Raw genomic sequence first — 24,577 nt, 5'->3', positions numbered from 1 at the left:
GGGGGCGCGGCGGCCCCCGGGGTGTTTGACCGGCCCTCGGCCGGCGTGGGGGGCGGGGCGGCCGCCCCCCCCCCCGCCGTCGCTCCCGTCAACCGCTCAGGCGGTCGGGCGCCCCATCGCGCGATACGTCCAGCCCGCCCGGCGCCAGCGCTCCGGGTCGAGGGCGTTGCGGCCGTCCAGGATCACCCGGGACTCGGCGGCCTCGCCGAGCGCGGCCGGGTCCAGCTCGCGGAACTCCCGCCACTCGGTCAGATGCAGGACGACATGGGCGCCGCGTACCGCCTCCGTCGCGGTGTCGGCGTAGGCCAGGGTCGGGAACAGCCGCTTTGCGTTGGCCATGCCCTTCGGGTCGTACACCGTGACCTGGCCGCCCTGGAGATGGATCTGCCCGGCGACGTTCAGGGCCGGGGAGTCGCGTACGTCGTCGGAGTCGGGCTTGAACGCGGCGCCGAGGACGGCGACCCGGCGGCCCAGGAAGGAGCCGCCGCCGAGCGCCTCGCGGGCCATCTCCACCATCTGGCCGCGGCGGCGCATGTTGATCGAGTCGATCTCGCGCAGGAAGGTCAGCGCCTGGTCGGCGCCCAGTTCCCCGGCGCGCGCCATGAAGGCCCGGATGTCCTTGGGCAGACAGCCGCCGCCGAAGCCGATACCGGCCCGCAGGAACTTGGCGCCGATCCGGTCGTCGTACCCGATGGCCTCGGCGAGCCGGAGCACATCGCCGTCGGCGGCCTCGCAGACCTCGGCCATCGCGTTGATGAAGGAGATCTTGGTGGCGAGGAAGGAGTTCGCGGCGGTCTTCACCAGTTCGGCGGTGGGGAAGTCGGTGACGACGAACGGGGTGTTCTCGGCGAGCGGGCCCGCGTACACCTCGCGCAGCAGCTTCTCGGCGCGCTCGCTGCGCACTCCGGCCACGATCCGGTCGGGGCGCAGGGTGTCGTTGACGGCGAAGCCCTCGCGCAGGAACTCCGGGTTCCAGGCGAGTTCGGCGTCCTGCCCGGCGGGCGCGTGGGCGGCGAGGTAGGCGGCGAGGCGGTCGGCGGAGCCGACGGGCACGGTGGACTTGCCGACGACGAGGGCGGGGCCGGTGAGGTGGGGGGCGAGCGAGGCGAAGGCGGCGTCGACGTAGCTCATGTCGCAGGCGTACTCGCCGTGCTTCTGCGGGGTGTTCACACAGACGAAGTGGACATCGCCGAACGCGGCGACCTCGGCGTAGTCGGTGGTGAAGCGGAGCCGTCCGGTGGCGCCCTCGATCCCGGCGACATGCTTGCGCAGCAGCTCTTCGAGGCCCGGCTCGTACATCGGGACCCGGCCCGCGCGCAGCATCTCGATCTTCTCGGGGACCACGTCCAGGCCGAGCACCTCGAAGCCCAGTTCCGCCATGGCCGCGGCGTGGGTCGCGCCGAGGTAGCCGGTGCCGATCACGGTGATCTTCAGGGCCATGCGGTACTCCAGAGAGCCAGAGAAGACGGGAGAGGACGGAGAAGACGGAGAAGACGGGAGTGAAGCCGGAACTTCGTCGAACATGCGTCGCGGGGCGCGGTGCCCGAGCATAGTCGGGGGTGCGCACCCCGCTTCAACGGGCACTTTGCGGCTGTCGCCTAGCTCACGTACCCGTCGGCTGGACCGACCCCTAATATTCGAGTTACTTAACGGTAATTAGCATCAGCTTCACCCCGTCTTTGGAGCGTGAGACACCGTGGCCGGATCGGCTGAATTCGACCTGTACCGCCCGTCCGAGGAGCACGACATGCTCCGCGACGCCGTCCGCTCACTGGCCGAGGCGAAGATCGCGCCGTACGCCGCCGTGGTGGACGAGGAGGCGCGCTTCCCGCAGGAGGCGCTGGACGCCCTGGTGGCGAACGACCTGCACGCGGTGCACGTACCGGAGGAGTACGGGGGCGCGGGCGCCGACGCGCTGGCGACGGTCATCGTGATCGAGGAGGTGGCCCGGGTCTGTGCGTCCTCGTCCCTGATCCCGGCCGTCAACAAGCTGGGCTCGCTGCCGGTGATCCTGTCCGGCTCCGAGTCGCTGAAGAAGCGGTACATGACCCCGCTGGCCAAAGGCGACGGGATGTTCTCGTACTGCCTGTCCGAGCCGGACGCGGGCTCCGACGCGGCCGGGATGAAGACGAAGGCGGTACGCGACGGGGACCACTACGTCCTCAACGGCGTGAAGCGCTGGATCACCAACGCGGGCGTCTCCGAGTACTACACCGTGATGGCGGTGACCGACCCGGAGAAGCGCTCCAAGGGCATCTCCGCCTTCGTCGTGGAGAAGTCGGACGCCGGTGTCTCCTTCGGCGCCCCGGAGAAGAAGCTCGGCATCAAGGGCTCCCCCACCCGCGAGGTCTACCTCGACAACGTCCGCCTCCCGGCGGACCGCATGATCGGCGCCGAGGGCACCGGTTTCGCCACCGCGATGAAGACCCTGGACCACACCCGCATCACCATCGCCGCGCAGGCCCTCGGTATCGCCCAGGGCGCCCTCGACTACGCCAAGGGCTACGTCAGGGAGCGCAAGCAGTTCGGCAAGCCGATCGGCGACTTCCAGGGCATCCAGTTCATGCTCGCCGACATGGCCATGAAGATCGAGGCCGCCCGCCAGCTGACCTACGCGGCGGCGGCCAAGTCCCAGCGCGGCGACGCCGACCTCACCTTCCAGGGCGCGGCGGCCAAGTGCTTCGCCTCCGACGTCGCCATGGAGGTCACCACGGACGCCGTCCAGCTCCTCGGCGGCTACGGCTACACCCGCGACTACCCGGTGGAGCGGATGATGCGGGACGCGAAGATCACGCAGATTTATGAGGGCACGAATCAAGTGCAGCGGATCGTGATGGCGAGGAACCTGCCGTAGCAGGGTTTTTGCAGGTCAGAAGCCGTTTCACAGACCGGATGGGCATCCTCGGCCTTCCGTCCGCTGCGGCCCGATCAGGGCCGTTCCTGGGCGTCATGCTGGGGGAATCCTGGGCGGATGTTGGGCTGAGAACGGCCACTGACGTGCACAAACAACGCAGCCCCCGGCGTGACGCCGGGGGCTGTTGTCGCACGTGGATCAGGCGACCGCTGCCGCCTCCGTGGGGTCGTCGGCGCCGGGCGTCAGCATCGTTGCGATGGCGGCCCGGCCGCGCTGCTCGGCCCCTTCGAAGATGTAGTGGTAGTGCTCCCTCAGTACATCCGTACTGCCGTGGCCCATCCAGTCGGCCACGTCGTTCTCGGGGACTCTGGCGTACAGCAGCCGCGACCCGTAGTAGTGCCGGAGTGAGTGAGCCTTGCAGTACTTCACCTGTCCCTTGCCAAGAGCCTCCATCCAGATCTTCGGGTAGAAGTACGACGCGTAGAGGTAGCCGGTCCGTGTCACGTTGGGGAAGAGAAGCCGTTCCTGCCCCCACACGCCGTGGTTCTTGATGTGCCGCCGAAGCTCGAAGGCGACGTTCGGCGGGAGGGGGACGGTACGCCCTGGCTCGCCTTCGTCCCGAGCCTTGATGTGCCGACGTTGGATCGCACTGTTCTTGCCCGACTCCGTGTCGCCGTCCTCCGCAATCTGGAAGTCGACGCGAAGGGTCTCGGCCTTGAAGTCGATCTGATCGCGGGACACCGCCATGGCCTCACCCAGCCGCAGGCCACACCCAGCCATGAGCCACAGCATTGCGCGGTATCGCGGAGGAGCGGCATCCAGCATCGCCAGTACTTCGCGCGTCGTGAGTCGCCGCGCGGTGCTCTTGTGCTCCCGGATCTCTTTGGCTCGGCTGCCCGCGCCCTTGACCTTCTTGCACGGGTTCCGGCCGATGATCTCGTTGACGACAGCCCAGTCCATCATCCCTGAGAAGAACGAGAACCGCTGACGCCGTGTACGGGCGGACAGCTTCCGGTCCTGCTCCATCCACAAGAGCCACTGCTCAACATCTGCAGCCTTCAGGGACACGATGGAACGGGCCTTGAAGAACGGCTCAAGGGTCGTCCTCTGGATGGATCGATATTGCTTCTTGGTGCTGTTCTCCAGCTTCCTTTGATTCGTCCACTGCTCCCAGACAGCCGTCACGGGCTGCTTGCCCAATCGGTCGTCCAGGTAGGTCCCAGCGTCGAGTTCCTGTTCCTTGCGCTTGCGGTGGTCGTCTGCTCGCTTCTTGGTGTCGAAGCTCTTCTGGCGCTGCTTGCCGTCCGGGTCATACCAGAACGCTGTCCACTTCTTCGGATCGTCTTTGGACCGTGTAACCCATGCCCTTGCCACGGGCTTCCCCTCCCACTGATGACACGCGGACCATCCGGCGCCGGGCCAGTTGCCCGGCCTCCTTCAGTCTGCACATGATCCACCCTGGGTTGTCAACACAGGGTGGATCACCCTGTGTGGTACCTTGAAGTGTGGAAGCAAACGAGAGCGGGTTCGAGATCACCCAAGAGCAGGGGGCTTGGGTGATCCGTATGTGGTGGCCGACCGGACCAATCACCGGAGGGCCTCAACGGATCACGGTGGAGTCAGCGCAGGGTGCAGCAGCTCGTGACGTGGCGCGCGGCATCTCCACGACGGTTCTACGGAGACTCGACCTGGCGGCAGCCATGAAGCTGGCGGAGAGCGCACCCGAACTCCAGCAGGGCATGAAGGAGGTAACGGCAAAGGTTGAGGAAGCAGGATCGTCAGCGGGCATGCTGCTGGCTACCGAGGGTGTGTCAGAGACCTACTTGGCCCTGCTGGCTGCGACTTACAAGACCATGGCCGACTCGGGCGCCCCGGCCCCTGTTCCGTGGCTGGCGCGGCTCATCGACCGCCGCCCGGAGACCGTGAAAGACCATCTCAAGCGAGCGCGGCGAGAGGGATACTTGACCACCGTTGCGGGCAAGGCTGGCGGTGAACTTACCGAGAAAGCCACGGAGGCACTTGCGACCTTCGCTAAATCCGATGACAACACAGACTGAAATCCACTATCACTGAAGCAACCCACAATGAGCCCCCAGGGATCTGGGGGCCCTTCTTTTTGATAGGAGACGCATGAAAGTAACGCTGATGACTGTGGATGACGTGGCCGAGTACCTGAACAAGCCTCGGTCGTGGGTGTACGGGAACTGGCAGCGAGAGAAGATCCCGTTTCGGAAGGTCGGCCAGGCTCTTCGGTGTCGACCGGGCGACCTTGATAAGTGGCTGGATGAGCAGAACTGAAGAACCGTCAGAGCTGGATTCCCCCGAGGCGATTCGGGGGTTTTTTATTTGCCGAGAGGATGTATGACCAAGACGATCCCGCCCACCGACCGGAGGGGACAGGCCAGGCTGGAGGCGCAGGCGGACAAGCTCCTAGAGCAGGCTCCAGGAGGGTCATGCGAGTCGTGGCCTCCACGTATCACCCCATGTGAACACGACCTAGCAACCGACGTTCAATGTCCCGAGATGGACGAATTCGAAGAACTGCGGTCGCTCATGGAGCAGGGGCCGGGAGGCGAGGAACCAGACCATTACGGGGAGCTGCTGAGGATGCACTACGGGAATGATTCCAGCTCCGCACCTGAGCGGGGATCAGGGTTCAAGGTTGAGCGGATATCCAACCCACCGGAAGTATGCCGATGGTGGGGCTGCCGTGAGCCCCTGTACGCCCCTGGAGCGCGCCGTAAAGGCGGGCGGCCCCGGAAGTACTGCCGGGCTCACCAGAGGGCCGCAAAGGCCCGTACACGACGTCTCAGGTATCAGGGAATCACCGTGGGGAAGAACCAGAACCTTGTGTACACATTCCCTGGCCTGAAGGAGCAGGATCTCAGCGCCTACCGGGAGGTATGGGGACCGATGAACACGCTACGAGCGTGAGCAGGCAGGTGAGAGGTGGCATCCCGCCTGTGTCGCATTAACTCAGAACTAGTGGAGGGGCAACCCTCTGGGGCCATGCACACTCGGCGGTGTGCCGCTGGCACGGACAGTCCACGGATGCTGTCCGGGGTGCTATCCAAGTCGTCATGGGATCTCGTCGGATACCTGCCTGTGAGGCAATCAGGTCAACGGTGAGGGAAGTAGCTCCTTCCAGTAGGAAACAGAACCGGTGCTGTTCACTGGGGAAACCTACGGAAGGGGGTACTTGTCTCTTCGTTGTCCTGTTGTGAGTATCTAAGAGTAAGTAAGTCTCTACAGTGACTAAGTCCTCTAGCCGCCCTTAAGGCGGATATAGGAGAAAACACTCCTTCCCACCCCAAGTGGGAATACTTTAGTGAGGTTTCATGAGTGAAAGCAGTACCGCCCCCGAGGGCCAGGCCGAGGCGGCACCGGATCCGGCCGAGGCTATCCGGGCTGAGGTTTCCCGGGAGTATGCCGCGAAGCTGGCTCAGGCCGAGCTGGAGGCTCAGGCTGCCAAGGCAGGGATCACACTCCCCGAGGAATTCACCAGCTACCTGAATCTGCCCCGGCTGATCGGGGAGGACGGCAACCCATCCGCCGAGGCGATATCCAGGGTGCTTGAGACATTCAGGCCGTCCATGAAACTTCCTCCGCTTGCCGGTGCAGGGCACAACCGCGACGGCGGTCCCTTCAAGCCCCACGTTTCCCTCGATTCACGAGGCAGAAAGTAAAAGGAGAGTATATGGTTTTCGCTTATCAGCATGCCGGAACAAATACCTTCGTCCCGGAGGAGTGGGCCCGGGATCTGCTCCAGCAATTCGACCCGCTGCTTGTGTGGGCCTCCCGACTTGTGAGCAACAGGGACTATGAGGGGCACATCCGGAGCCGGGGTGACGTGGTTCACGTGAACTCTCTTGTCCGGCCCACCGTGGGTGAGTACACCATTGCTCAGGGGATGACCGCTCAGCGCCCGGAGACCGTTGACCAGGAAATCCCGATCAGTGAGGCTGATTACCTGCAACTCTTGATTGAAAACGCTGAACGCGTGCAGGTGGCTGCGGGGAACTTCGGCTCACCTATCAACCGTCAGATGGTCCGTGCTCTCGCCGCCAAGGCGGATTCATTCATGGGAAATATCGTTTCCGATAGCGCAACTGCTTTCCCGGACATCACCCCCACCGCAGGCGGAATCCCTGCCAGCCTCTATAGCGAGATCCTGGACATGATGCTCGCCCTGGACGAAAGCGATGTGCCGGAGGCTACCCGGTATGTCGTGGTGTCCCCGAAGGTGAAGCGGTATCTGATCGAGCACCCGGCGGTGGCCAATGCCGCCGCCTACGGCGAAGGTGGTGTGACAGCGAATGGTGTCGTGGCTCGCCTTGCCGGGTTCACGGTCGCTTCCACGACCGCAATGCCGGTTGGTGTGGACATCATTGCTGGCCATCCTGATTTCGCTACGTTCGCCAGCCAGTTCAACGAGTTCCGCGAAGGGATGAGCGAGAAGTACAGGGCTGATTACGTGGACACCCTGCACCTGTACGGCGGAAAGGTACTTCGCTACCCCGGCATGGACACCAAGAAGCCTGACAACACCTGGGACGAGAGCAAGCCGACGAAGGGAATTGTAAAGGCTTCCGTGACGTGGCCTGTCTGATGTAGCCGTTGGGCCTCTACCGAAATAATGGAGGCCCCTTCTTTGCTTTTTGGGTGCAGCTCGGTGACACATCATGTCCTTCTACGTGTCCTCGTGGAGAAACCGGGACACGTACAGCGGAAACTGTGACCAGTGCCACCGGAGACACTGCCCAGAGTGCTCATTTCTGCACTTTAAGGGGCATGTAGAGCACCCTGTAGAGCCCTCCCTAGCCTCTTTATGAGAATCGCCCCACAAAACCGTGGATTAACAGAACCCGTACACGACGAAAGGGGGGCGCCCCTGCGGTCCTCACGACTTATGAATTTACATATTACCCCCACCCGTAATGCATTTGAGTTATCGTTTCGAAATCTGAACTAAATCATGCCGTGATACGCAGATGTTGGGATGGGTGGAGTTTCATCAACCCGCTCGCAGGGGCGGGCAGGGAAGCCGCAGAGAACGAATCTCCGGCAGACCGAGACTCAATCCACCCAATCAACCAAGGGGAAGCCGTGCGGACGACAGTTCAGATCGTGAGCTACGTCGAAAAGGTCGTGTGTGACGGGTGCCTGTCCAAGGACGGCTCACAGACCGAGGCTGCTGAGACTCTGAGCCTGGGTGAGCGTTCCTGGGATCTGTGCTCTGAGCACTCCGCGCGGTTCTCCGCGTATCTGGTGGATGCCCTGGGGGCCGGTGTGCCCGATGACTCCACCGGCGCTGAGCCGGTTGTGGCCGTTCCCGCGCCCGTTGTCCCGGAACCGGACGCACAGGCTGACACTCCGCCCGCTGTGGAGGCTGAAGAGCCTTCTCCTGACCCTGATCTTGCCGACTACTGCGAGCGGATCACGGACAGCCGCAAGGCCCGTAAGGGCAAGCCGCTGGACGTCCGTTCCCAGGCTGCACAGGCTCAGTGGTCCAGGCACCGTGACCGTCTGGCAGCGCTCCCCGACAAGGAGCGGGACGACTACGTGAAGTGGTGTGCCACTGAGGGCAGGGACGCGTCCCTGACTGCCTCCCATGTGGAGTTCAGGGGGTTCATGTGGTCGAACTTCCCGCACATGGCACGGGCCTACGCCGACGCCATGAAGGGGAAGGCTCCGCAGCAGGGGCAGACCGCGCCCGTTGAGACGGAAGCGCGTCCGCTCACTGATCGTGAGCGCAACCGTGCCGTGCGGGAGTGGGCACGGGCGAACGGGTACGACGTTCCGGCCCGTGGCCGTATCCCCATGACTGTCTCGCACGCCTACCGACTCGCCCAGGTTGGGCGGGAGTCCGGTACCGAGGAGTCCCACACAGCAGCCTGACGGCTCAGCCGACCGCGCCCCTGGTACGGCGCGGTCGGCACCCCCGCCCCACCGATCACAGTCTGTGGAGGCGTGCCAAGGGGTACGGGGTGGATTCCCGCCCCTCACGGGCGGACTATGCCCCTGGTTCATGGGTGAAGTGGACCGGTCCCGGTGGCCGGTCCCGTACCGGGGTGATCTCCCGTGACCCGTTCACCCTGGCCGCGATCCTGCGCACCGTGCCCACGGGCAGCAAGACATGCCGGGCCCTGGTGGTCCCTGCCGATGGCGGGGAGGCACTTCCCGTTTCCCTGGCCACCTCCAACCGCCCGGAAACCCTGGTCAAAGAAATCAATGGGCGATGGTGCCGACTCGTCCCGCACCATGCCCAGCCCTCACTCATGGAGGCAGACGCAGCATGACCACCCCCGACGTTTCCGCCCTGGCCACCGGACGGCTCCGGTCCGTCGTGGCCTCCCTGGCACCCCATGTGGAGTGGTCCCCTGTCGGGTTGCTCGGGGGTCTGCTGTGCGCATTCTCCGCCATGCTGCCCGACACCCGCGTACAGCGCGGTTCCGGCTCCATGCCCCTCATGCTTCACGTGCTGCTGTGCGGCGGAACAGGGGAGGGCAAGGGCCAGTCCTGGGGCATCGCCGAGGCCATTGCCACGGACGCCAACCGTGCCTTCATGACAGGCAACGTCATCCACGGTGTGGTGGGTGGGGCCGGACTGATCCAGGCTGTTGCCGACTGCGGCGAACACGGCCTGATCATCGACACCGAATACGCCCGTGTCCTGCGGGCGGGACGCAGACAGGCCAACCTGTCACAGGTACTGCGGGACCTGTGGGACGGCACCCCGGTGGCCACGTCCAGGGCCAAGGATCCCGTTCAGGTGGACGCCCCAAGGGTCGCGATCATGGGCCACATCACCCCGGAAGAGTTCTCGGCGAACCTGTCGGGTGCCGACCGTGACGGAGGGTCCTACAACCGGCTGCTCACCCTGCCCGTTTCTCAGGTGCGCTGGCTCAGCGAACGGGAGCGCATGCCCTCCCATCTGGTCCCCGAAGCGGGTGAACTGTTCGCGCGGGCCGTCCGATTCGGTCAGCGAGTCGGCACCGTGACCCTGACCGAGGACGCGTTGGACGTGGCGGACACCATCCGGCACGACTTGCTGAACAAGGCCCGTGAGTCGGCGGAACTGAAGCCGTTCGCCTCCCGCTGCAACGAACAGGTACGGCGGATCGCCGCACTGCTCGCCCTGTTCGATCTGCGCTCCGCCATCACAGCCGATGATCTGCATGCGGCTTCCGCCCTGGTGGTCCATGCCATGGACACCGTGGAAGCAATCGCAACGGGCAGCCGCAGCAAGCCCAGCAGGCGACAGCCGCTCAGCCTCGCTGAGAAGGTACGCAACCGCCTGGAGCTCTTCGGCGGCTCCGCCCGCTCCTCCCAGCTCCTCCCCTACGTCGGAGCATCCGCCGCACAGATCAAGGCACTCCCCGGAATCGTCGTCACCGAGGAACGGCAGGGCATCGGCCGACCGGCCGTCGTGTTCTCACTCGCCCCCGACAGTCCCGATCACACCCCGTATCCGGAACCGCAGACCAACGCAGCCGGCGAGCGGACAGAAACGGACGAGAACACGGCCAACGTCGTAGCCATGGACGCCTACCGACCCACCACACCCGAACCACTCAAACCCGTCCAGCCACCGGCCCCCGTGACCAAGCAACCCCCACCACTCCAAGAGAACCCGTTCCGCGCACTCCTCTAACAAACAATTGGGACAGCCCCGGCCACAGAGCCGGGGTTTTCCATGCTGTGGGGATAGCGAGTAAGTTCACGGCCTCCGATTCGCCAGCGCGGGGATTTCTGCGATCATTTCCGGCTTCAGGGACTCCCAGAGAATTCCTTGAGGCCGCTCATGCGGCGGACACTCAATTAGTCGCTCTGGAGTGACGATGAGATCGACCCGAAAATCATGGGGAGACTCCGGGATTTCGAAATCGACTACTTGCAGATCATGCACCGTAGTCGCGATGAGTACATCTCGTGCAATCAATCCAGCCTCTTGGAGTAGGGCAACCTCGATATCGGCATATCCAGCCCCTTTCCCCAATCTCGCACCTTTGGCATTAACGGCTACACTGCCGCAGACAACTAGATCCACTGGCGGCATTTCTTGCACATCTACCGGCAAGGCGTGCTCCTCCGCCGCACGTCTTTCTGCGGCCTCTCCGGGAGTAATGGTGAGAGCTTCAGGGTCCAGGAAATAGAAGGGCTTGCTTGCGGCAAGTTTCGGCGCAGCCATGTACACCCCTTTCCCTTCCTTTAGCGCCAACTCTCGCACTGGCATCTGAGCCTTGTCTGGAACGGCCTTGATGATTCGGGATGCCCGCCATGCGGGATGCTCGGAGAGGCGGAAAGCAGCGGCAGTGGAGCCAACAAATGAAGGAATCCTACCAGTCACGCTGGCCGAAACTGCATTCTCGCTTTCGAGTAGCCTCCATACGCGCTCACGGATCTTCTGTTTTTCTTCTCGGATAGCGTCGGAATTCACTCAGCACTTCCCTTCTCAGGCAGCGATCAGCCCGAAGAGTCGACTGTTAAGGCTCTTCACATCTGAAGAGCTATTCCAGTTCTGCAATTCCTTCCCCGCCTTGAAGATCAGGCTGAACCCCCCACCCCCACGGTTACCCTCAACTACCTCAATAGCCCTGTGAACTGCGCCGACTGCTTCGTCAATCTTTCCCTGCCGGATGTGCGCCAAGGCCAGGTTCGCTAGAACGATCGCCTGAGATTTTGACCCCTGTAGAACTCTGGTAGCGGTTTCTCGCAAAAGAGTCTCGGCTCTAGGAGCGTCACCCAGGAAGAGGAAACATGAACCAGCTAGGCGACCGAACTGCCCTGGGGAAAGCAAGGAGGCCCCCGCATCATTTTCGCCAGCTCTGTCGAAGAATCTCTCTGCATCTCGGAGTGATTCCTCGCATTCGCTTCGCTGGCGAAGCATCGCGTGAGCCTCGGCGGAATGAAGGAAAGCGAGTCCACTTAGGGCGCTGCTGGATTTTCCCACCTTGGCCGTTACTTGCCGGGTCAACTGAAGCCCTTCGGATGGGTTCTTCTCTCCGTAGAGGGCCACAAACGATGTGCGGAGCATCGCGAGTCCTTCCGCAACAGGATCTCCCAATTCTCGCGCAACGCTGACGGCTTGTTCAAAATATCCCCGTGCTGTGGAGTGGTCGGTTCTCCCCGACGCGTCCCAAACCAATTGCCCCATGAGCGTAGAAGCCTCGGTCACGGCAGCCTGCAAGTCGCGGATCACGGGGTGCGGTGCGCTGTAATCGAGCCATTGAACCAGCGTCCCGAGGAGGCTTCCCGTTCTGGCAACCAGAACAGTGGAAGGCTCAGTTGCGTACCGTGAGTCTAGAGTTTGAATCTGCTGCCGAAGGTTGGCCACGGTGACCAGATCAAGGCTTTCTGATTTCTTAGCTGAACTCCATTTCTTGTCCTGCAAGGTGTAGTCGTGGGCTGGAATGGACTCCCATGATCGCTCGGAAACTCCCAGCATCTCCCCAGGGATTCCGAAGCCATCACACACCCGCTCGATCACTTCTTGTCCGCGAATGCGCCGGACGCCTCGAACAATGTCACTTACGCGACCACTGGTCATCTTGCCAACAGCCGAAGAAATTACCGCATAGCTGGAGCCGGTACGCCGGTTGACGAGGCGGAAGATCTCTTGGAAGTCACGGGCCGCACAGGCCCTGCGCATTGCATCACTGTCTAACAAACCATCAGGGATCGTCAGTACGTAGCCGGTGCGGCTCGCCATTCGATCGACCATGGACGCCACCTGGTGAGAAGGGGAGTGATCTCCTCCCAGGGTATCCGCGTACACCCCAGCGGGGTTCCCCAAATGGGCTTGCGGGGTTCCCCGTTCGACGTTCCCGGATGCGTCGTAGGCGGTTGAGGCTCTTGAGACGGCAGGAACCCCCGCGACGGGCGAACGTCCGGGGGCGTGGCCACCAACCACCAAGGGGTTGACGACAGTGCCGAAAGCTACAGCCAGCCATCCGGCAGACCGCCTGTGCGTGCGGTGGGGCGGTGGGGTGTGAGATGAGTGCCGAACTCCCCGAGGGCTGGACATCCTTCCAGTCAGCGCCCGGTAGCAAGGAGCCCTCGCACTGGTACGCAACCGCGCCGTACAGCGGTCGGGTCCTGGCCATGCGCGAGAAGTACGGGGCCAGCGACAAAGACCAACCCGCATGGAATCTCGCCCCCACCGTGGATGCGCCGACGTGGACCAAGCTCTGCGCCGCAGTGGTCGAACAGGTAGCGCTATACCGGAGTCTGACGGAGCGTGAGTCATGACGACCCCCGCCAAGCGCGTGAGCGCCCGTCTGAGCGTGCTACCGGATCCGGAGCTAGTCAGCCTCAGCGACGCCCCGGCAGGCCCTCAGCCGACAGTCCAAGACCCTTGGTGGGAGGAGTACGGCGGACGGCTCGACCCTGCATCCGGCATGATCTCCTTCCCTCCGCCTACCGCGCTCCCGCCATGCCCTGTGCCCGGCTGTGCCGACTGTGCCCGCAGCAGGGAGGCGACATGATCGGGCGATGCGATGCCACGACCGTTGCCGACACTGACGCTCTCGCCCAAGCGATCAAGATCGAATCCCGCGTTGACGATCCGGATTGGGCCGAGGTCGACGCCGTACAGTGCCAGGTCAGCGACGATGCGCCGCACGTGTTCCATGTCGCCTTTCTCCGGGACGGCGCACAGCGCGAACCAAGCACTGACGTGTTCCTGCACTGGCACCAGGACATGCCCGGCCAGTGGGCCGAAGATCTCCCCGTATGCGAGAGCGAGGACCCGACCGGCGACATCTGCACGATCTACCGTGACCACCCGGGCGCCTGCGAGTGGGCGCAATTCAACCCCTTCGACATCGCGTTGCGGGCTCAGGTCGACCAACTGATTGCAGCGCTGAAGCCAGTCGGGTTACGCGGCACCTTCACAAAGTGGCGCGCACGTCTCGGGGGTGATCAAGGTGGTCACTAGGCGCATGATCGGCCAGCGCGTCACCGACGGACAGCGCACGGGCGTACTCATGGAGATTGACCCCCGATGGGGCGATCCTGCCAAGCTCCCCGAGGAACGCAGGGAAGTCGCCACAGCGTTCGTGAGGCCCGTAAACGGCGGCTGCGAGTGGACGGCCCCGCCGAACAGTCTGAGTCCCGCACAAGGCGGTGGGCGTGACACTTGAGCCGAAACGCTACCCGGAACCGCCCATCGAACTCCCCTTAGACGGCTGGTTGTTTGAGGCCAAGCCGGTTGCCGACTGCCCCACATGCCGGGAAGCGGCAGTACTCAGGAAGAAAGCCGAGGGGACCGGCGATACATGGGCCAGGTTCGAAGCGGCACGGGTGATCAGGTTCCATCCGCACGCCCCGTAGGCCCTCTCAGCGGGTCGGCCCACACCACCCGCTGAGAGAAGAGAGAACCCCCGTCTTGCGTTGCTGAGTGCGCAGGGCGGGGGCTTCTCACTACTCAGAGCCACTTGGCCACGTGCCCAAGCAGTCCAACGGACGGAAGGTGATCATGGGGGAATGCTGGGGAAGCCCCTCCCAAGAGGGGTATTCGTGCAGATCAACGCCGTGTCGCCTGTAGAGCACGCAGATTTATGAGGGCACGAATCAAGTGCAGCGGATCGTGATGGCGAGGAACCTGCCGTAAGCCCGTAGCCCCGCAAGCCCATAGGCCCGTAAGCCCCATGGGGCCGCAGCGCATAGGCCCGTAAGCCCGTAAGCCGTAGTACGAGACACGAGGTGCGTACTACGGCTTACGTCCTACGGACTACGGACTAGGGACTAGGGACTACGTCGTTCGGGTGTGCGTCAGGCGTCCGCCGGCTCGGGCGTGTCCAGGGACTCCAGCGTCGCGTTCGACGGGCCGCGGCGGGCCTGCGCGTCCCGGGCCACGTCCTCCGCCGCGCCCAGTACCCGTACCGCGTTCTGCCAGGTGAGCTTGGCCAGGTCGGGGCGGGACCAGCCGCGGTCCAGGAGTTCCGCGATCAGGTGGGGGTAGCCGGAGACATCGGTGAGGCCGTCGGGGGTGAAGGGGGTGCCGTCGTAGTCGCCGCCGATGCCCAGGTGGTCGATGCCCGCCACCTCGCGCATGTGGTCCAGGTGGTCCGCGACCGTGGCGACCGTGGCGACCGGGCGCGGGTGGGCCGCCTCGTACGCGCGCTGGATCTTCATCGCCTCGGCCGTGCCGTCCAGTGGGTGGAAGCCGTGGGCGCGCATGTTGTCGTCGGCCGCCGCCGTCCAGTCCACGGCCGCCTGGAGGACGAACTTCGGGACGAAGGTCACCATCGCCATCCCGCCGTTCGCCGGGAGGCGTTCGAGGATGTCGTCGGGGATGTTGCGCGGGTGGTCGCACACCGCGCGCGCCGAGGAGTGCGAGAAGATCACCGGCGCCTCGGAGGTGTCCAGCGCGTCCCGCATGGTCGTCGCGGCCACATGGGAGAGGTCCACCAGCATGCCGGTGCGGTTCATCTCCCGGACGACCTCACGGCCGAACGCGGACAGGCCGCCCACCCCCGGCTCGTCCGTCGCGGAGTCCGCCCAGGGGATGTTGTCGTTGTGGGTGAGGGTCAGGTAGCGGACGCCGAGGGCGTACAGGCCGCGCAGCGTCGCCAGCGAGCACGCGATCGAGTGGCCGCCCTCCGCGCCCATCAGGGAGGCGATACGGCCCTGGCGCCGGGCCGCCTCCATGTCCGCCGCCGTCAGCGCGGGGGCCAGGTCCTCGGGGTACCGGGCCAGCAACTGCCGTACGCAGTCGATCTGTTCGAGCGTCGCGGGCACCGGGTCGGGCAGGTCCGCGCGGACGTACACCGACCAGTACTGGGCGCCGACCCCGCCCGCGCGCAGCCGGGGCAGGTCGGTGTGCAGGTGGGCCGACTGGTCGGCGGCGATGTCCCGGGCCGCGAGGTCGTAGCGGACCTGCGCGCGCAGCGCCCAGGGGAGGTCGTTGTGACCGTCCACCACGGGGAACTCGGCGAGCAGGGCCCTGGCCTCCGGCAGCGAGGGGGAGGACTGCGAGGAGGAGGACTGCGAGGGCGCCGTCATCTCCGTCACTTCCCGAAGCCGAAGCCGGTGGAGTGGTCGGCCTTCGCGCGCAGCCGCTTGCCCTTCTCGGTCGCCTGGTCGTTCAGCTCCTGCTGGAAGTCCCGCATCCGGCCGAGGAGTTCCGCGTCGTGCGTGGCCAGGATGCGGGCGGCCAGCAGGCCCGCGTTGCGCGCGCCCGCGACGGACACCGTGGCCACCGGCACGCCGGCCGGCATCTGCACGATCGACAGCAGGGAGTCCATGCCGTCCAGGTACTTCAGCGGCACCGGTACGCCGATCACCGGCAGCGGGGTCACCGAGGCGAGCATCCCGGGCAGATGGGCGGCGCCGCCCGCGCCCGCGATGATCACCTTCAGTCCGCGGCCGTCGGCGCGCTCACCGTACGTGATCATCTCGCGCGGCATCCGGTGCGCGGAGACGACATCGACCTCGTAGCCGATCTCGAACTCGGCGAGGGCCTGGGCGGCGGCCTCCATGACGGGCCAGTCGGAGTCGGACCCCATGACGATGCCAACGACAGGGCTCATTCGGTGATCGTGCCTCTCAGGTAGCCGGCTGCGTGACGGGCGCGCTCCAGCACGTCGCCGAGGTCGTCGCCGTAGGTGTTGACATGGCCGACCTTGCGGCCGGGCTTCACGTCCTTGCCGTACATGTGGATCTTCAGCTGGGGGTCGCGGGCCATGCAGTGCAGGTACGCGGAGTACATGTCGGGGTAGTCGCCGCCCAGGACATTGGCCATGACGGTCCACTTGGCGCGCGGGCGGGGGTCGCCCAGGGGCAGGTCCAGGACGGCCCGGACGTGGTTGGCGAACTGGGAGGTGATCGCGCCGTCCTGGGTCCAGTGGCCGGAGTTGTGCGGGCGCATCGCCAGTTCGTTGACGAGGATGCGGCCGTCGCGGGTCTCGAACAGCTCGACGGCGAGGTGTCCGACCACGCCGAGTTCCTTGGCGATCCGCAGGGCCATCTCCTCGGCCGCCAGCGCCCGTGCCTCGGGCAGTTCGGGCGCGGGCGCGATCACGGTGTCGCAGACGCCGTCGACCTGCCGGGACTCGACCACCGGGTAGGCGACGGCCTGGCCGTGCGGGGACCGTACGACGTTGGCGGCCAGCTCCCGGACGAAGTCGACCTTCTCCTCGGCCAGCACGGGGACGCCCGCGCGGAAGGGCTCGGCGGCCTCCCGGGCGTTGTGGACGACCCACACGCCCTTGCCGTCGTAGCCGCCGCGGACGGTCTTGAGGATGACGGGGAAGCCGTCGTCCTGCCCGCCTGCCTCCGCAGCCCTCTCGGCTGCCCCCTCGGCGGCGAAGCGCACCACGTCCGCCGGGTCGGCCACGATCCGGTGGCGCGGGCAGGGCACGCCGAGCGCGTCCAGCCGGGCCCGCATCACGCCCTTGTCCTGGGCGTGCACCAGGGCGTCCGGGCCGGGCCGGACCGGGATCCCGTCCGCTTCGAGGGCGCGCAGATGCTCGATGGGGACGTGTTCGTGATCGAAGGTGATCACATCGCAGCCCCGCGCGAAGGCGCGCAGCGTCTCCAGATCGCGGTGGTCGCCGATGACGACCTCGCTCACGACCTGCGCCGCGGACTCCTGGGGGGTCTCGCTGAGGAGCTTGAACCTGATGCCGAGCGGGATGCCTGCCTCGTGTGTCATACGAGCGAGCTGGCCACCGCCGACCATGCCGACTACCGGGAACGTCACACCCACAGGATATCGGCCACCCGGATCCGCCCGTTCTCACCGTTTCTTTCCGAACCGGTGAGCTAGTCCGGGGGCGATCACGGAAGGGGGCTGGTTAGCATGGCGGAGTTGACGCCTTCGACCCGACAGACACCTGAACCCCGACTGACGCCTCCACCCCGACAGACGCCTTCGGCATCCCGACAGGCGCCTTCGACCCGACAGGAGCCTTCTCCGCCATGGCACGTGGTTCCTCAGGGCTCCGCACGACGCCCACCAGCGGTTTCCGTCCGCGCCTGCGGCGGCTGAGTCGCGAGGTCGCCAAGTTCGGCGCGGTCGGCGGGGTCGGCCTCCTGGTCAATCTGCTGGTCTTCAACCTGGTCCGGGCGGTCACCGACCTCCAGGTCGTGCGCGCGAGCGTGATCGCGACGGTCGTGGCCATCGTCTTCAACTACATCGGGTTCCGGTACTTCACCTACCGTGACCGGGACAAGAATCGCCGTACCCGTGAGATGTCCCTGTTCCTGCTGTTCAGCGCGGTGGGGCTGGTGATCGAGAACGGCGTGCTGTACCTGGCGACGTACGGGCTCGGCTGGGACACCCCGATGCAGAACAACGTCTTCAAGTTCCTCGGCATCGGGATCGCCACGCTGTTCCGGTTCTGGTCGTACCGCTCCTGGGTGTTCCGGGCGCTGCCCGCGCGGGGGCCCCAGGGTGCGGTGGGAACGGCCGGGACGGTGGAGGCGGTGGGCGGCGCGGAATCGTTCCTGGAGAAGCCGCAGACGGTACGACAGCGGCAGCGGGCACGGCAGCAGCGGGCGCGCGCCCGGGTGTGATCCGGCGTACCGGGGGGGATCGGGGAGACCGTAGGGACTGGCGGGCGACCCCTTGAAGGGGATCGGATCCTTCCTGGAGGGGATCCGTCGATCCCCCGGAGGGACGGGCCAGCGGACCCAGACCCCTTCTGCTCCCCCGGAGGGACGGCCTAGCGGACCGTCCGCCCCTCGTCCCCCGACGCCTTCTTCAGTGCGTTCCGGGACAGGAAGAGGCCGAAAATCGGCGGCTGTGCCTGGAGCATCTCCAGTCGTCCGCCGTCCGCCTCCGCGAGGTCGCGGGCCACGGCGAGCCCGATCCCGGTGGAGTTCCGGCCGCTGATCGCGCGCTCGAAGATCCGTGCCCCGAGGTCGGCGGGGACGCCGGGTCCCTCGTCGGTGACCTCGATGACGGCCTGGTTGCCGATGACGCGGGTGCGCAGGGCGACGGTGCCGCCGCCGTGCATGAGGGAGTTCTCGATCAGCGCGGCCAGCACCTGGGCGACCGCGCCGGGGGTGCCGACCGCCTGGAGGTGCCGTTTGCCGGAGCTGACGATGGCCCGTCCGGCCTGCCGGTAGGCGGGGCGCCACTCGGCGAGCTGCTGCTGGATGACCTCGTCCAGGTCGAAGGAGACGGCGGAGCCGGTGCGGGGGTCGCGAGAGTTGGTGAGCAGCCGCTCGACGACGTCCGTGAGCCGCTCCACCTGCGCGATCGCGATCGTGGCCTCCTCCTTCACCGTGTCCGGGTCGTCGGTGAGGGTGATCTCCTCCAGCCGCATGGACAGCGCGGTCAGCGGGGTGCGCAGCTGGTGGGAGGCGTCGGCGGCGAGCCGACGCTCGGCGGTGAGCATCCGCCCGATCCGCTCGGCGGAGGCGTCCAGCACATCGGCGACCCGGTCCAGCTCGGGGACGCCGTAGCGCTTGTGGCGGGGGCGCGGGTCGCCGGAGCCGAGGCGTTCGGCGGTCTCGGCGAGGTCGGTGAGCGGGGAGGCGAGCCGGCTGGCCTGGCGGACGGCGAGCAGGACGGCGGCGATGACGGCGAGCAGGGCGACCAGGCCGATGATCAGCAGCGTACGGCCGACCTCGTCGGTCACCGAGGAGCGCGGCTCCTGGAAGGTGACCGTCTCGCCCTCCTCGCCGCGGGCGGTGTGCTCGATGACGTCGCCGGTGGGCCGCTCACCGATCTCGATGGGCGCCCGGCCGGGCAGTCGTACGACGGCGTACTGTCCCTCACCGACCTGGTCGCCCAGTATCGCGGCGGAGATCTCCTCATGGCCGAGGATGCGGCTGTCCACGATGCTGGCCAGCCGCACGGACTCGGACTCCACCCGGTCCTGGGCGGCTTCGCTGATGGTCCGGGTCTCGACGATGACGAGCGAGACACCGAAGACGGCGATCACGACGAGCACGACGGCGAGCGTGGATTGGATCAGTCGGCGGCGCATGTGCGGTGGGGGTCAGCTCTTCTCGAACCGGAAGCCGACGCCGCGCACGGTCGCGATGTAGCGGGGGTTGGCCGCGTCGTCGCCGAGCTTCTTGCGCAGCCAGGAGATGTGCATGTCCAGGGTCTTGGTGGAGGACCACCAGGTGGTGTCCCAGACCTCGCGCATCAGCTGGTCACGGGTGACGACCCGGCCCGCGTCGCGCACCAGCACCCGCAGCAGGTCGAACTCCTTGGCGGTGAGCTGGAGCTCCTCCTCGCCCATCCAGGCGCGGTGCGACTCGACGTCGATCCGTACGCCGTGGGTGGCCGGGGGCTGCTGGGGCTCGGCGGCGCCGCGACGCAGCAGCGCGCGCACCCGCGCGAGCAGTTCGGCGAGCCGGAAGGGCTTGGTGACGTAGTCGTCGGCACCGGCGTCGAGGCCGACGACCGTGTCGACCTCGTCCGCGCGGGCGGTCAGGATCAGGATGGGCACGGTGTGGCCTTCGGCACGCAGTCGGCGGGCCACCTCCAGACCGTCCATGCCGGGCAGGCCGAGATCCAGTACGACCAGATCGACGCCGCCCTGCATGCCCGCGTCGAGTGCGGTGGGTCCGTCCTCCCGCACCTCGACCTCGTATCCCTCTCGGCGCAGTGCGCGGGCCAGGGGCTCCGAAATGGAGGAGTCGTCCTCGGCGAGCAGTACACGGGTCATGTGGTGATGGTAGTCCCGCAGGCCACGACACCGAGGTGAGATCGCCTGGACGGATTCTTACTGAGGCACATGGCGGACATAACGGTGACGTCACGCACCATCAAGCGGAATGGCTGGCTACGGTTTCCATCACAGCCTGTGATACGCACAACCCGCGATACACACAACCCCGTGACACGCACAGCCTGTGATACGCGTCTCAAGTCCCCCCATACCATAGATTCTGCTCCCTTATGGTGATTGAACGCCTGTAGCACCGACAGGGACCTTCTGCGGCACTTGACGCTGAAGGTCTCTTTTGTGTGCGGGCCGGCTGACCGCCGGCCCGAAAGGAATGACCTGTGGCCGGGCCTCATAGCGCAGTGACGCGCGTAGAGGCGTGGATCCCGGTGGTCGCCGTCCGCCGTCCCGTGACCCGGGGCGGAGTTCCCGTGGGCGTGGGATGGACGGTCCGACCGGCCGGTGCCGGCTCCCCCACCGGGCGCGCCCCGCTCCTTCGGCGCGTCCCGACAGCAAGGAACGACCCATGGCGTCCAGCCTGACGAAGGACTCGGCCCTCCCGGGCACCCCCGGATCCGGATCCGAGAAGACCTTCTTCGGCCACCCCCGCGGACTGGCCACGCTCTTCATGACCGAGATGTGGGAGCGCTTCTCCTACTACGGCATGAGGGCCCTGCTCCCCCTCTACCTGGTCGCCCCCGCCGGGCTCGGCCTGGACGCCGGTACGGCGATCGCCATCTACTCCGTCTACGTCTCGACGGTGTACCTGCTGGCGATGCCGGGCGGCTGGTTCGGCGACCGGGTCTGGGGCCCCCGTAAGACGGTCGCCATCGCCGGGTCGGTCATCATGGCCGGCCACTTGGTCCTGGCCCTCCCCTCGGCCGGCACCTTCTACTTCGGCCTCCTGCTGGTGGCCATAGGGTCGGGGCTGCTGAAGTCCAACATCTCCACGATGGTGGGCCAGCTGTACGACGGCCCCACCGACCCGCGCCGCGACGGCGGCTTCACGGTCTTCTACATGGGCATCAACCTCGGCGCGTTCGCCGCGCCGCTGGTCATCGGCACGGTCGGCCAGAAGGTCAACTGGCATCTGGGCTTCGCGCTCGCCGCGCTGGGCATGGCGCTGGGCCTGGCCCAGTTCCTGCTGGGCAGCCGCCATCTGTCGGCGAAGTCGAGCATCGTCCCCAAGCCGCTGAATGTCGCCGAGCGCAGCGCGACGCTGCGCAAGTCGATGATCTGGCTGCTGATCGCGGTCGTCTTCTACGCGATCGTGGTCGGCACGGGTACGTACACCCTGAACTGGGTGATGGTCCCGCTGATGCTCATCGGCCTGGTCGTCCCGATCGCGGTCCTGGCCCGCATAAAGCGCGACAAGGACCTCACCGACGCCGAGCAGTCCCGTGTGTCGGGGTACATCTGGTTCTTCGTGGCCGCCGCCGTCTTCTGGATGATCTACGACCAGGGCGGCTCGACCCTCTCCCTCTTCGCCGACAAGCATGTCGACAACCAGGTCTTCGGCTGGGAGTTCCCGATCTCCTGGTTCCAGTCGGTCAACCCGGTCCTGGTGATGGCCCTGGCGCCGATCTTCGCGACGGTGTGGCTGGCGCTGGCCCGCGGCGGCCGGGAGCCGAGCACGATCGTCAAGTTCGCCGGGGGTCTGGTCCTGGTGGGCATCTCGTTCTTCGTCTTCCTCCTCCCCCTGGTCGCCGCCGACGGTGGCGCGGTCTCGCCGTGGTGGATCGTCCTGATCTACTTCTGCCAGACGACGGGCGAGCTGATGCTGTCCCCGGTGGGCCTGTCGGTGACGACGAAGATGGCCCCCGCGAAGTACGCCTCGCAGATGATGGGCGTGTGGTTCCTGGCGGTGACGGCGGGGGACGCGGTGACGGGGCTGCTGTCGACGTACGGGGTCGACCTGAACAAGACGGGTGTGGTGGCGGCGGAGGCGGCGTTGGCCGTGTTGGCGGGGGTGGCGGTGTTCATGTACCGGGGGAAGGTGAAGGGGTTGATGGGGGAGGTGCGCTGACGCTGCCGCGTAGGTGGCGTGGGAGGAGGTCGCCCTGGTGGTGCTGGGGTGGCCCCCTTTCGCGTGCTCTTTCGCGCCCTCTTTCGCGCCCTCTTTCGCGTCCTCTTTCGCGTCCTCGTCGGTCGCGGGGGGCGGCGGCGGGTTGATGGCCGGGTGCGGGTGAGTGGGGCTTGATCGCACAGTTCCCCGCACCCCTCAGAGGCCGGTTGTGCTCCGGCGTACGACGCTGAGAGGCCCGATCTCGATCGCGAGGGCGCCGAGGGCTTCCTTCTCGGGCGGGTAGATGGCACGGATGCTGGCGAGCTGGTGCTCCCGGGTGGCGGTCGGGTTCACCTTGGCCGGCCCTTCCGTGTCGAGCAGGGCCTCGAAGTCCGGGTACTCCGTGACGCGCTTGACCTTGACCTCGTACGTCTCGTCGGTGCCCTTGATGCGGAAGCGGATGATGTCGCCGACGGCGAGGTCGGCGAGGTGCGGGTATCTCACCCGTACCTCGATGGTCTTGGTGCCTGCGGTGACGAGGTCGAAGTACTGGCGCTAGAGGTGCAGTTCGCGGACTCGAAAAGTGGCGTCGCTCATGGGGTGAGGGTGCTCCTGATGGGTGGCGTGGCCATTGTGCGGTCCGTCAGCGGTGACTTGAACGGGGTGAGGGGCGAGGGCACGCACACCGCATCGTGGCCACTCGGCCATCGGCCCGACGGATGTCAGAAGGGCACCCCGGCGCGAATGGCGAGGCGGGTGAGGCGGGGGTTGCTGCGTTGGTGCAGGGAGGTCAGGACGCGCATCAGCTCCTGGCTCGTCGGGTGCACCCTGGCCATCTCCGGGGCGACGTCCCACGCCTCTTCGAGCGAGGCGAGGGCGCCGTCACGGTCCCCCAGGGCGAGCTTCGACCGGCTGATGTTCATGTGCAGCGGGGCGACCCGGGTGGCCGGGAGGGTCAGCCCGCCCCGGATCAGATCAGCGGCCGTGTCGAGGGACTCGCGGTAGTCCTCCATGTCGGAGGCCGTCGAGATGACATGCACGGCGGTGTTCTCGGGTCCGAAGTGGATGCCGTGGTCCTCGATGTCCTCGGGGAACTCCTCGGCCACCCGCCATGCCGCGTCGATGTGCTGTCCCGCAGTCGCCTTGTCCTTGACCCGTCCAGCCAGCGTCAGCCCGCGCAGATGCAGGATGCCCAGGCCGTACGCGCGCTCGCGGCCCCGCAGCACCGACTGCGCCTCCACGATCGCCCGGTCCACCACGGCCAGCCCACCGGCGAAGTCACCCGAGTTGAGAAAGGCCCCGGCTTCGTCACGGGCCGCGACGGTGGCCGCGATCGGGTGGGCGCGCTCGGCGGCCGACCGCTGCTTCATGACGGCGAGTTCGGCGAGGTGCATCCAGCGGTGCCGGGCGGCGAGCCAGTAGACCACGCTGTAGGTGTCGGCGACGCGGGTCCAGGCGTCGGGGGACTGGGTGGCGTGCGCGTGGTGGGTCACGTCGGCCAGCACACCCGGCAGCTTCCGCAGGACGGCCGACAGCTCGGTGCGGTGGCGGTGTGCGTTCAGTTCAGCCAGCGCGTACGGCAGATCCTCCGGGTGCGGTGGTGGCGGGCCCGGGATCTCGAACCGCCGGACGACGTAGTTGAGGTCGGTGAGGCTGCTCTCGTCGGCCCGCCCGACCGGAGCCGTGCCGAGCAGTTCGTCCAGGGTCAGGCCCATGGCTTGGGCGAGAGCGGCGGCGATGCCCTGGGTCAGCGCTCGGTCGCCCACCTCGATCTTGCTCAGCAACGAGACCGACACGCCTGCCCGCCGGGCGAGGGCGACCTGGCTCAAGCCGCGCGTCTTACGGCGGAGGGCCACATTGGCACCGGGTCCGGGATTCCTGGTCACGCTCATATCTGTGCGTCTTCCCCGCTCGACTTTCCGTTACGTCCCATGGTGGCACTCACGCACCTCATGTGCCCGGGGCTGTGCATGGGGTGTGCAAGCTCCCCCCGCACAGCGGCAGTTCTCTTGGGTGAGACGCGTACGCCCAGGCGGGACGAGAGGTGACGAGTGCCATGACACGCACACACGCCATGCCACCGAC

Annotated in this window: 20 protein-coding genes and 1 pseudogene; 10 read left to right on the top strand and 11 right to left on the bottom strand. The window is 66.3% G+C overall.

The features are described 5' to 3' along the window. Window positions 1-96 precede the first annotated feature (96 nt). A complete protein-coding gene (locus ACFXAZ_RS09190) occupies window positions 97-1,440 on the bottom strand; it encodes a UDP-glucose dehydrogenase family protein (protein WP_384586922.1) in 1,344 nt (447 codons plus the stop codon). Window positions 1,441-1,696: 256 nt separating this feature from the next. Here ACFXAZ_RS09190 and ACFXAZ_RS09185 point away from each other — a divergent pair, with 256 nt between their 5' ends. Further along, complete coding sequence (locus ACFXAZ_RS09185) at window positions 1,697-2,854, top strand: acyl-CoA dehydrogenase family protein (protein ID WP_384586920.1); 1,158 nt, start codon at window positions 1,697-1,699, stop codon at window positions 2,852-2,854. Window positions 2,855-3,052: 198 nt separating this feature from the next. Here ACFXAZ_RS09185 and ACFXAZ_RS09180 read toward each other — a convergent pair whose 3' ends face one another. Next, window positions 3,053-4,228 (bottom strand): tyrosine-type recombinase/integrase, encoded by a 1,176-nt coding sequence (locus ACFXAZ_RS09180; protein ID WP_384586918.1) that lies wholly within the window; start codon window positions 4,226-4,228, stop codon window positions 3,053-3,055. Between the two features lie 131 nt (window positions 4,229-4,359). Here ACFXAZ_RS09180 and ACFXAZ_RS09175 point away from each other — a divergent pair, with 131 nt between their 5' ends. The 6 genes from ACFXAZ_RS09175 (at window position 4,360) to ACFXAZ_RS09150 (ending at window position 10,508) form a co-directional block, all read left to right on the top strand. Then, window positions 4,360-4,911, top strand: a complete 552-nt coding sequence (locus ACFXAZ_RS09175; RefSeq protein ID WP_384586916.1) for a hypothetical protein — start codon at window positions 4,360-4,362, stop codon at window positions 4,909-4,911. 73 nt (window positions 4,912-4,984) lie between these two features. Beyond that, on the top strand, window positions 4,985-5,152 hold the full coding sequence (locus ACFXAZ_RS09170) for a helix-turn-helix domain-containing protein (RefSeq protein ID WP_384586914.1): 168 nt from the start codon (window positions 4,985-4,987) through the stop codon (window positions 5,150-5,152). Window positions 5,153-6,192: 1,040 nt separating this feature from the next. Next, window positions 6,193-6,540 carry a hypothetical protein gene (locus ACFXAZ_RS09165; protein WP_384586912.1) on the top strand — a complete coding sequence of 116 codons (348 nt, stop codon included), beginning with the start codon at window positions 6,193-6,195 and terminating at the stop codon, window positions 6,538-6,540. Window positions 6,541-6,551: 11 nt separating this feature from the next. After that, on the top strand, window positions 6,552-7,463 hold the full coding sequence (locus ACFXAZ_RS09160) for a hypothetical protein (RefSeq protein ID WP_384586910.1): 912 nt from the start codon (window positions 6,552-6,554) through the stop codon (window positions 7,461-7,463). A gap of 518 nt (window positions 7,464-7,981) precedes the next feature. Further along, entirely contained in the window at window positions 7,982-8,752 is a 771-nt protein-coding gene (locus ACFXAZ_RS09155; RefSeq protein ID WP_384586908.1) for a histone-like nucleoid-structuring protein Lsr2, read from the top strand. Between the two features lie 397 nt (window positions 8,753-9,149). Then, window positions 9,150-10,508 carry a DUF3987 domain-containing protein gene (locus tag ACFXAZ_RS09150; RefSeq protein WP_384586906.1) on the top strand — a complete coding sequence of 453 codons (1,359 nt, stop codon included), beginning with the start codon at window positions 9,150-9,152 and terminating at the stop codon, window positions 10,506-10,508. A 66-nt stretch (window positions 10,509-10,574) separates the two neighbouring features. On the opposite strand, the gene ACFXAZ_RS09145 is transcribed toward ACFXAZ_RS09150, so the two are convergent. Further along, on the bottom strand, window positions 10,575-11,294 hold the full coding sequence (locus ACFXAZ_RS09145) for a 5-formyltetrahydrofolate cyclo-ligase (RefSeq protein ID WP_384586904.1): 720 nt from the start codon (window positions 11,292-11,294) through the stop codon (window positions 10,575-10,577). A 15-nt stretch (window positions 11,295-11,309) separates the two neighbouring features. Beyond that, the gene (locus ACFXAZ_RS09140; protein WP_384586902.1) at window positions 11,310-12,578 is read right to left on the bottom strand and encodes a tetratricopeptide repeat protein; all 1,269 of its coding nucleotides are present in this window, start codon (window positions 12,576-12,578) and stop codon (window positions 11,310-11,312) included. 759 nt (window positions 12,579-13,337) lie between these two features. On the opposite strand from ACFXAZ_RS09140, the gene ACFXAZ_RS09135 reads away from it, so the two are divergent. Next, complete coding sequence (locus ACFXAZ_RS09135) at window positions 13,338-13,793, top strand: hypothetical protein (RefSeq protein ID WP_384586900.1); 456 nt, start codon at window positions 13,338-13,340, stop codon at window positions 13,791-13,793. An 836-nt stretch (window positions 13,794-14,629) separates the two neighbouring features. On the opposite strand, the gene ACFXAZ_RS09130 is transcribed toward ACFXAZ_RS09135, so the two are convergent. From ACFXAZ_RS09130 to ACFXAZ_RS09120, 3 genes are read right to left on the bottom strand one after another with little or no spacing between them, the layout of a single operon-like run. Beyond that, the gene (locus ACFXAZ_RS09130; RefSeq protein ID WP_384586971.1) at window positions 14,630-15,862 is read right to left on the bottom strand and encodes a dipeptidase; all 1,233 of its coding nucleotides are present in this window, start codon (window positions 15,860-15,862) and stop codon (window positions 14,630-14,632) included. Window positions 15,863-15,867: 5 nt separating this feature from the next. Further along, window positions 15,868-16,389, bottom strand: a complete 522-nt coding sequence (gene purE / locus ACFXAZ_RS09125; protein ID WP_382691881.1) for a 5-(carboxyamino)imidazole ribonucleotide mutase — start codon at window positions 16,387-16,389, stop codon at window positions 15,868-15,870. Further along, on the bottom strand, window positions 16,386-17,561 hold the full coding sequence (locus tag ACFXAZ_RS09120; RefSeq protein ID WP_384586898.1) for a 5-(carboxyamino)imidazole ribonucleotide synthase: 1,176 nt from the start codon (window positions 17,559-17,561) through the stop codon (window positions 16,386-16,388). The genes purE and ACFXAZ_RS09120 overlap by 4 nt, the downstream gene beginning before the upstream one ends. 218 nt (window positions 17,562-17,779) lie before the next feature. Between ACFXAZ_RS09120 and ACFXAZ_RS09115 the strand changes: the two genes are divergently transcribed. After that, entirely contained in the window at window positions 17,780-18,376 is a 597-nt protein-coding gene (locus ACFXAZ_RS09115; RefSeq protein WP_384586896.1) for a GtrA family protein, read from the top strand. Between the two features lie 149 nt (window positions 18,377-18,525). Here the strand turns inward: ACFXAZ_RS09115 and ACFXAZ_RS09110 are convergent, their stop codons facing one another. After that, the gene (locus ACFXAZ_RS09110; protein ID WP_384586894.1) at window positions 18,526-19,797 is read right to left on the bottom strand and encodes an ATP-binding protein; all 1,272 of its coding nucleotides are present in this window, start codon (window positions 19,795-19,797) and stop codon (window positions 18,526-18,528) included. Between the two features lie 12 nt (window positions 19,798-19,809). Next, window positions 19,810-20,487, bottom strand: a complete 678-nt coding sequence (locus tag ACFXAZ_RS09105) for a response regulator transcription factor (RefSeq protein ID WP_355739402.1) — start codon at window positions 20,485-20,487, stop codon at window positions 19,810-19,812. Window positions 20,488-21,013: 526 nt separating this feature from the next. Here ACFXAZ_RS09105 and ACFXAZ_RS09100 point away from each other — a divergent pair. Continuing rightward, entirely contained in the window at window positions 21,014-22,513 is a 1,500-nt protein-coding gene (locus tag ACFXAZ_RS09100; RefSeq protein WP_384586891.1) for a peptide MFS transporter, read from the top strand. Window positions 22,514-22,708: 195 nt separating this feature from the next. Here ACFXAZ_RS09100 and ACFXAZ_RS09095 read toward each other — a convergent pair. After that, window positions 22,709-23,089: pseudogene (locus tag ACFXAZ_RS09095) on the bottom strand (ASCH domain-containing protein). A 125-nt stretch (window positions 23,090-23,214) separates the two neighbouring features. Then, entirely contained in the window at window positions 23,215-24,321 is a 1,107-nt protein-coding gene (locus ACFXAZ_RS09090) for a helix-turn-helix domain-containing protein (RefSeq protein WP_384586889.1), read from the bottom strand. Window positions 24,322-24,577: the final 256 nt, after the last annotated feature.

This window comes from Streptomyces sp. NPDC059477 (assembly GCF_042749375.1).
GTDB lineage: Bacteria > Actinomycetota > Actinomycetes > Streptomycetales > Streptomycetaceae > Streptomyces.
Note: the sequence above shows the minus strand (reverse complement) of the source record. Positions and strands in the feature narration are given on the sequence as shown.

What these genes read in the sequence shown, in the direction of transcription:
- ACFXAZ_RS09190 (WP_384586922.1), bottom strand. Translation starts at nt 1,440, where the DNA reads ATGGCCCTGAAGATCACCGTGATCGGCACCGGCTACCTCGGCGCGACC.
- ACFXAZ_RS09170 (WP_384586914.1), top strand. Translation starts at nt 4,985, where the DNA reads ATGAAAGTAACGCTGATGACTGTGGATGACGTGGCCGAGTACCTGAAC.
- ACFXAZ_RS09165 (WP_384586912.1), top strand. Translation starts at nt 6,193, where the DNA reads ATGAGTGAAAGCAGTACCGCCCCCGAGGGCCAGGCCGAGGCGGCACCG.
- ACFXAZ_RS09160 (WP_384586910.1), top strand. Translation starts at nt 6,552, where the DNA reads ATGGTTTTCGCTTATCAGCATGCCGGAACAAATACCTTCGTCCCGGAG.
- ACFXAZ_RS09150 (WP_384586906.1), top strand. Translation starts at nt 9,150, where the DNA reads ATGACCACCCCCGACGTTTCCGCCCTGGCCACCGGACGGCTCCGGTCC.
- ACFXAZ_RS09140 (WP_384586902.1), bottom strand. Translation starts at nt 12,578, where the DNA reads ATGGTCGATCGAATGGCGAGCCGCACCGGCTACGTACTGACGATCCCT.
- ACFXAZ_RS09135 (WP_384586900.1), top strand. Translation starts at nt 13,338, where the DNA reads ATGATCGGGCGATGCGATGCCACGACCGTTGCCGACACTGACGCTCTC.
- ACFXAZ_RS09130 (WP_384586971.1), bottom strand. Translation starts at nt 15,862, where the DNA reads ATGACGGCGCCCTCGCAGTCCTCCTCCTCGCAGTCCTCCCCCTCGCTG.
- purE (WP_382691881.1), bottom strand. Translation starts at nt 16,389, where the DNA reads ATGAGCCCTGTCGTTGGCATCGTCATGGGGTCCGACTCCGACTGGCCC.
- ACFXAZ_RS09115 (WP_384586896.1), top strand. Translation starts at nt 17,780, where the DNA reads ATGGCACGTGGTTCCTCAGGGCTCCGCACGACGCCCACCAGCGGTTTC.
- ACFXAZ_RS09110 (WP_384586894.1), bottom strand. Translation starts at nt 19,797, where the DNA reads ATGCGCCGCCGACTGATCCAATCCACGCTCGCCGTCGTGCTCGTCGTG.
- ACFXAZ_RS09105 (WP_355739402.1), bottom strand. Translation starts at nt 20,487, where the DNA reads ATGACCCGTGTACTGCTCGCCGAGGACGACTCCTCCATTTCGGAGCCC.
- ACFXAZ_RS09100 (WP_384586891.1), top strand. Translation starts at nt 21,014, where the DNA reads ATGGCGTCCAGCCTGACGAAGGACTCGGCCCTCCCGGGCACCCCCGGA.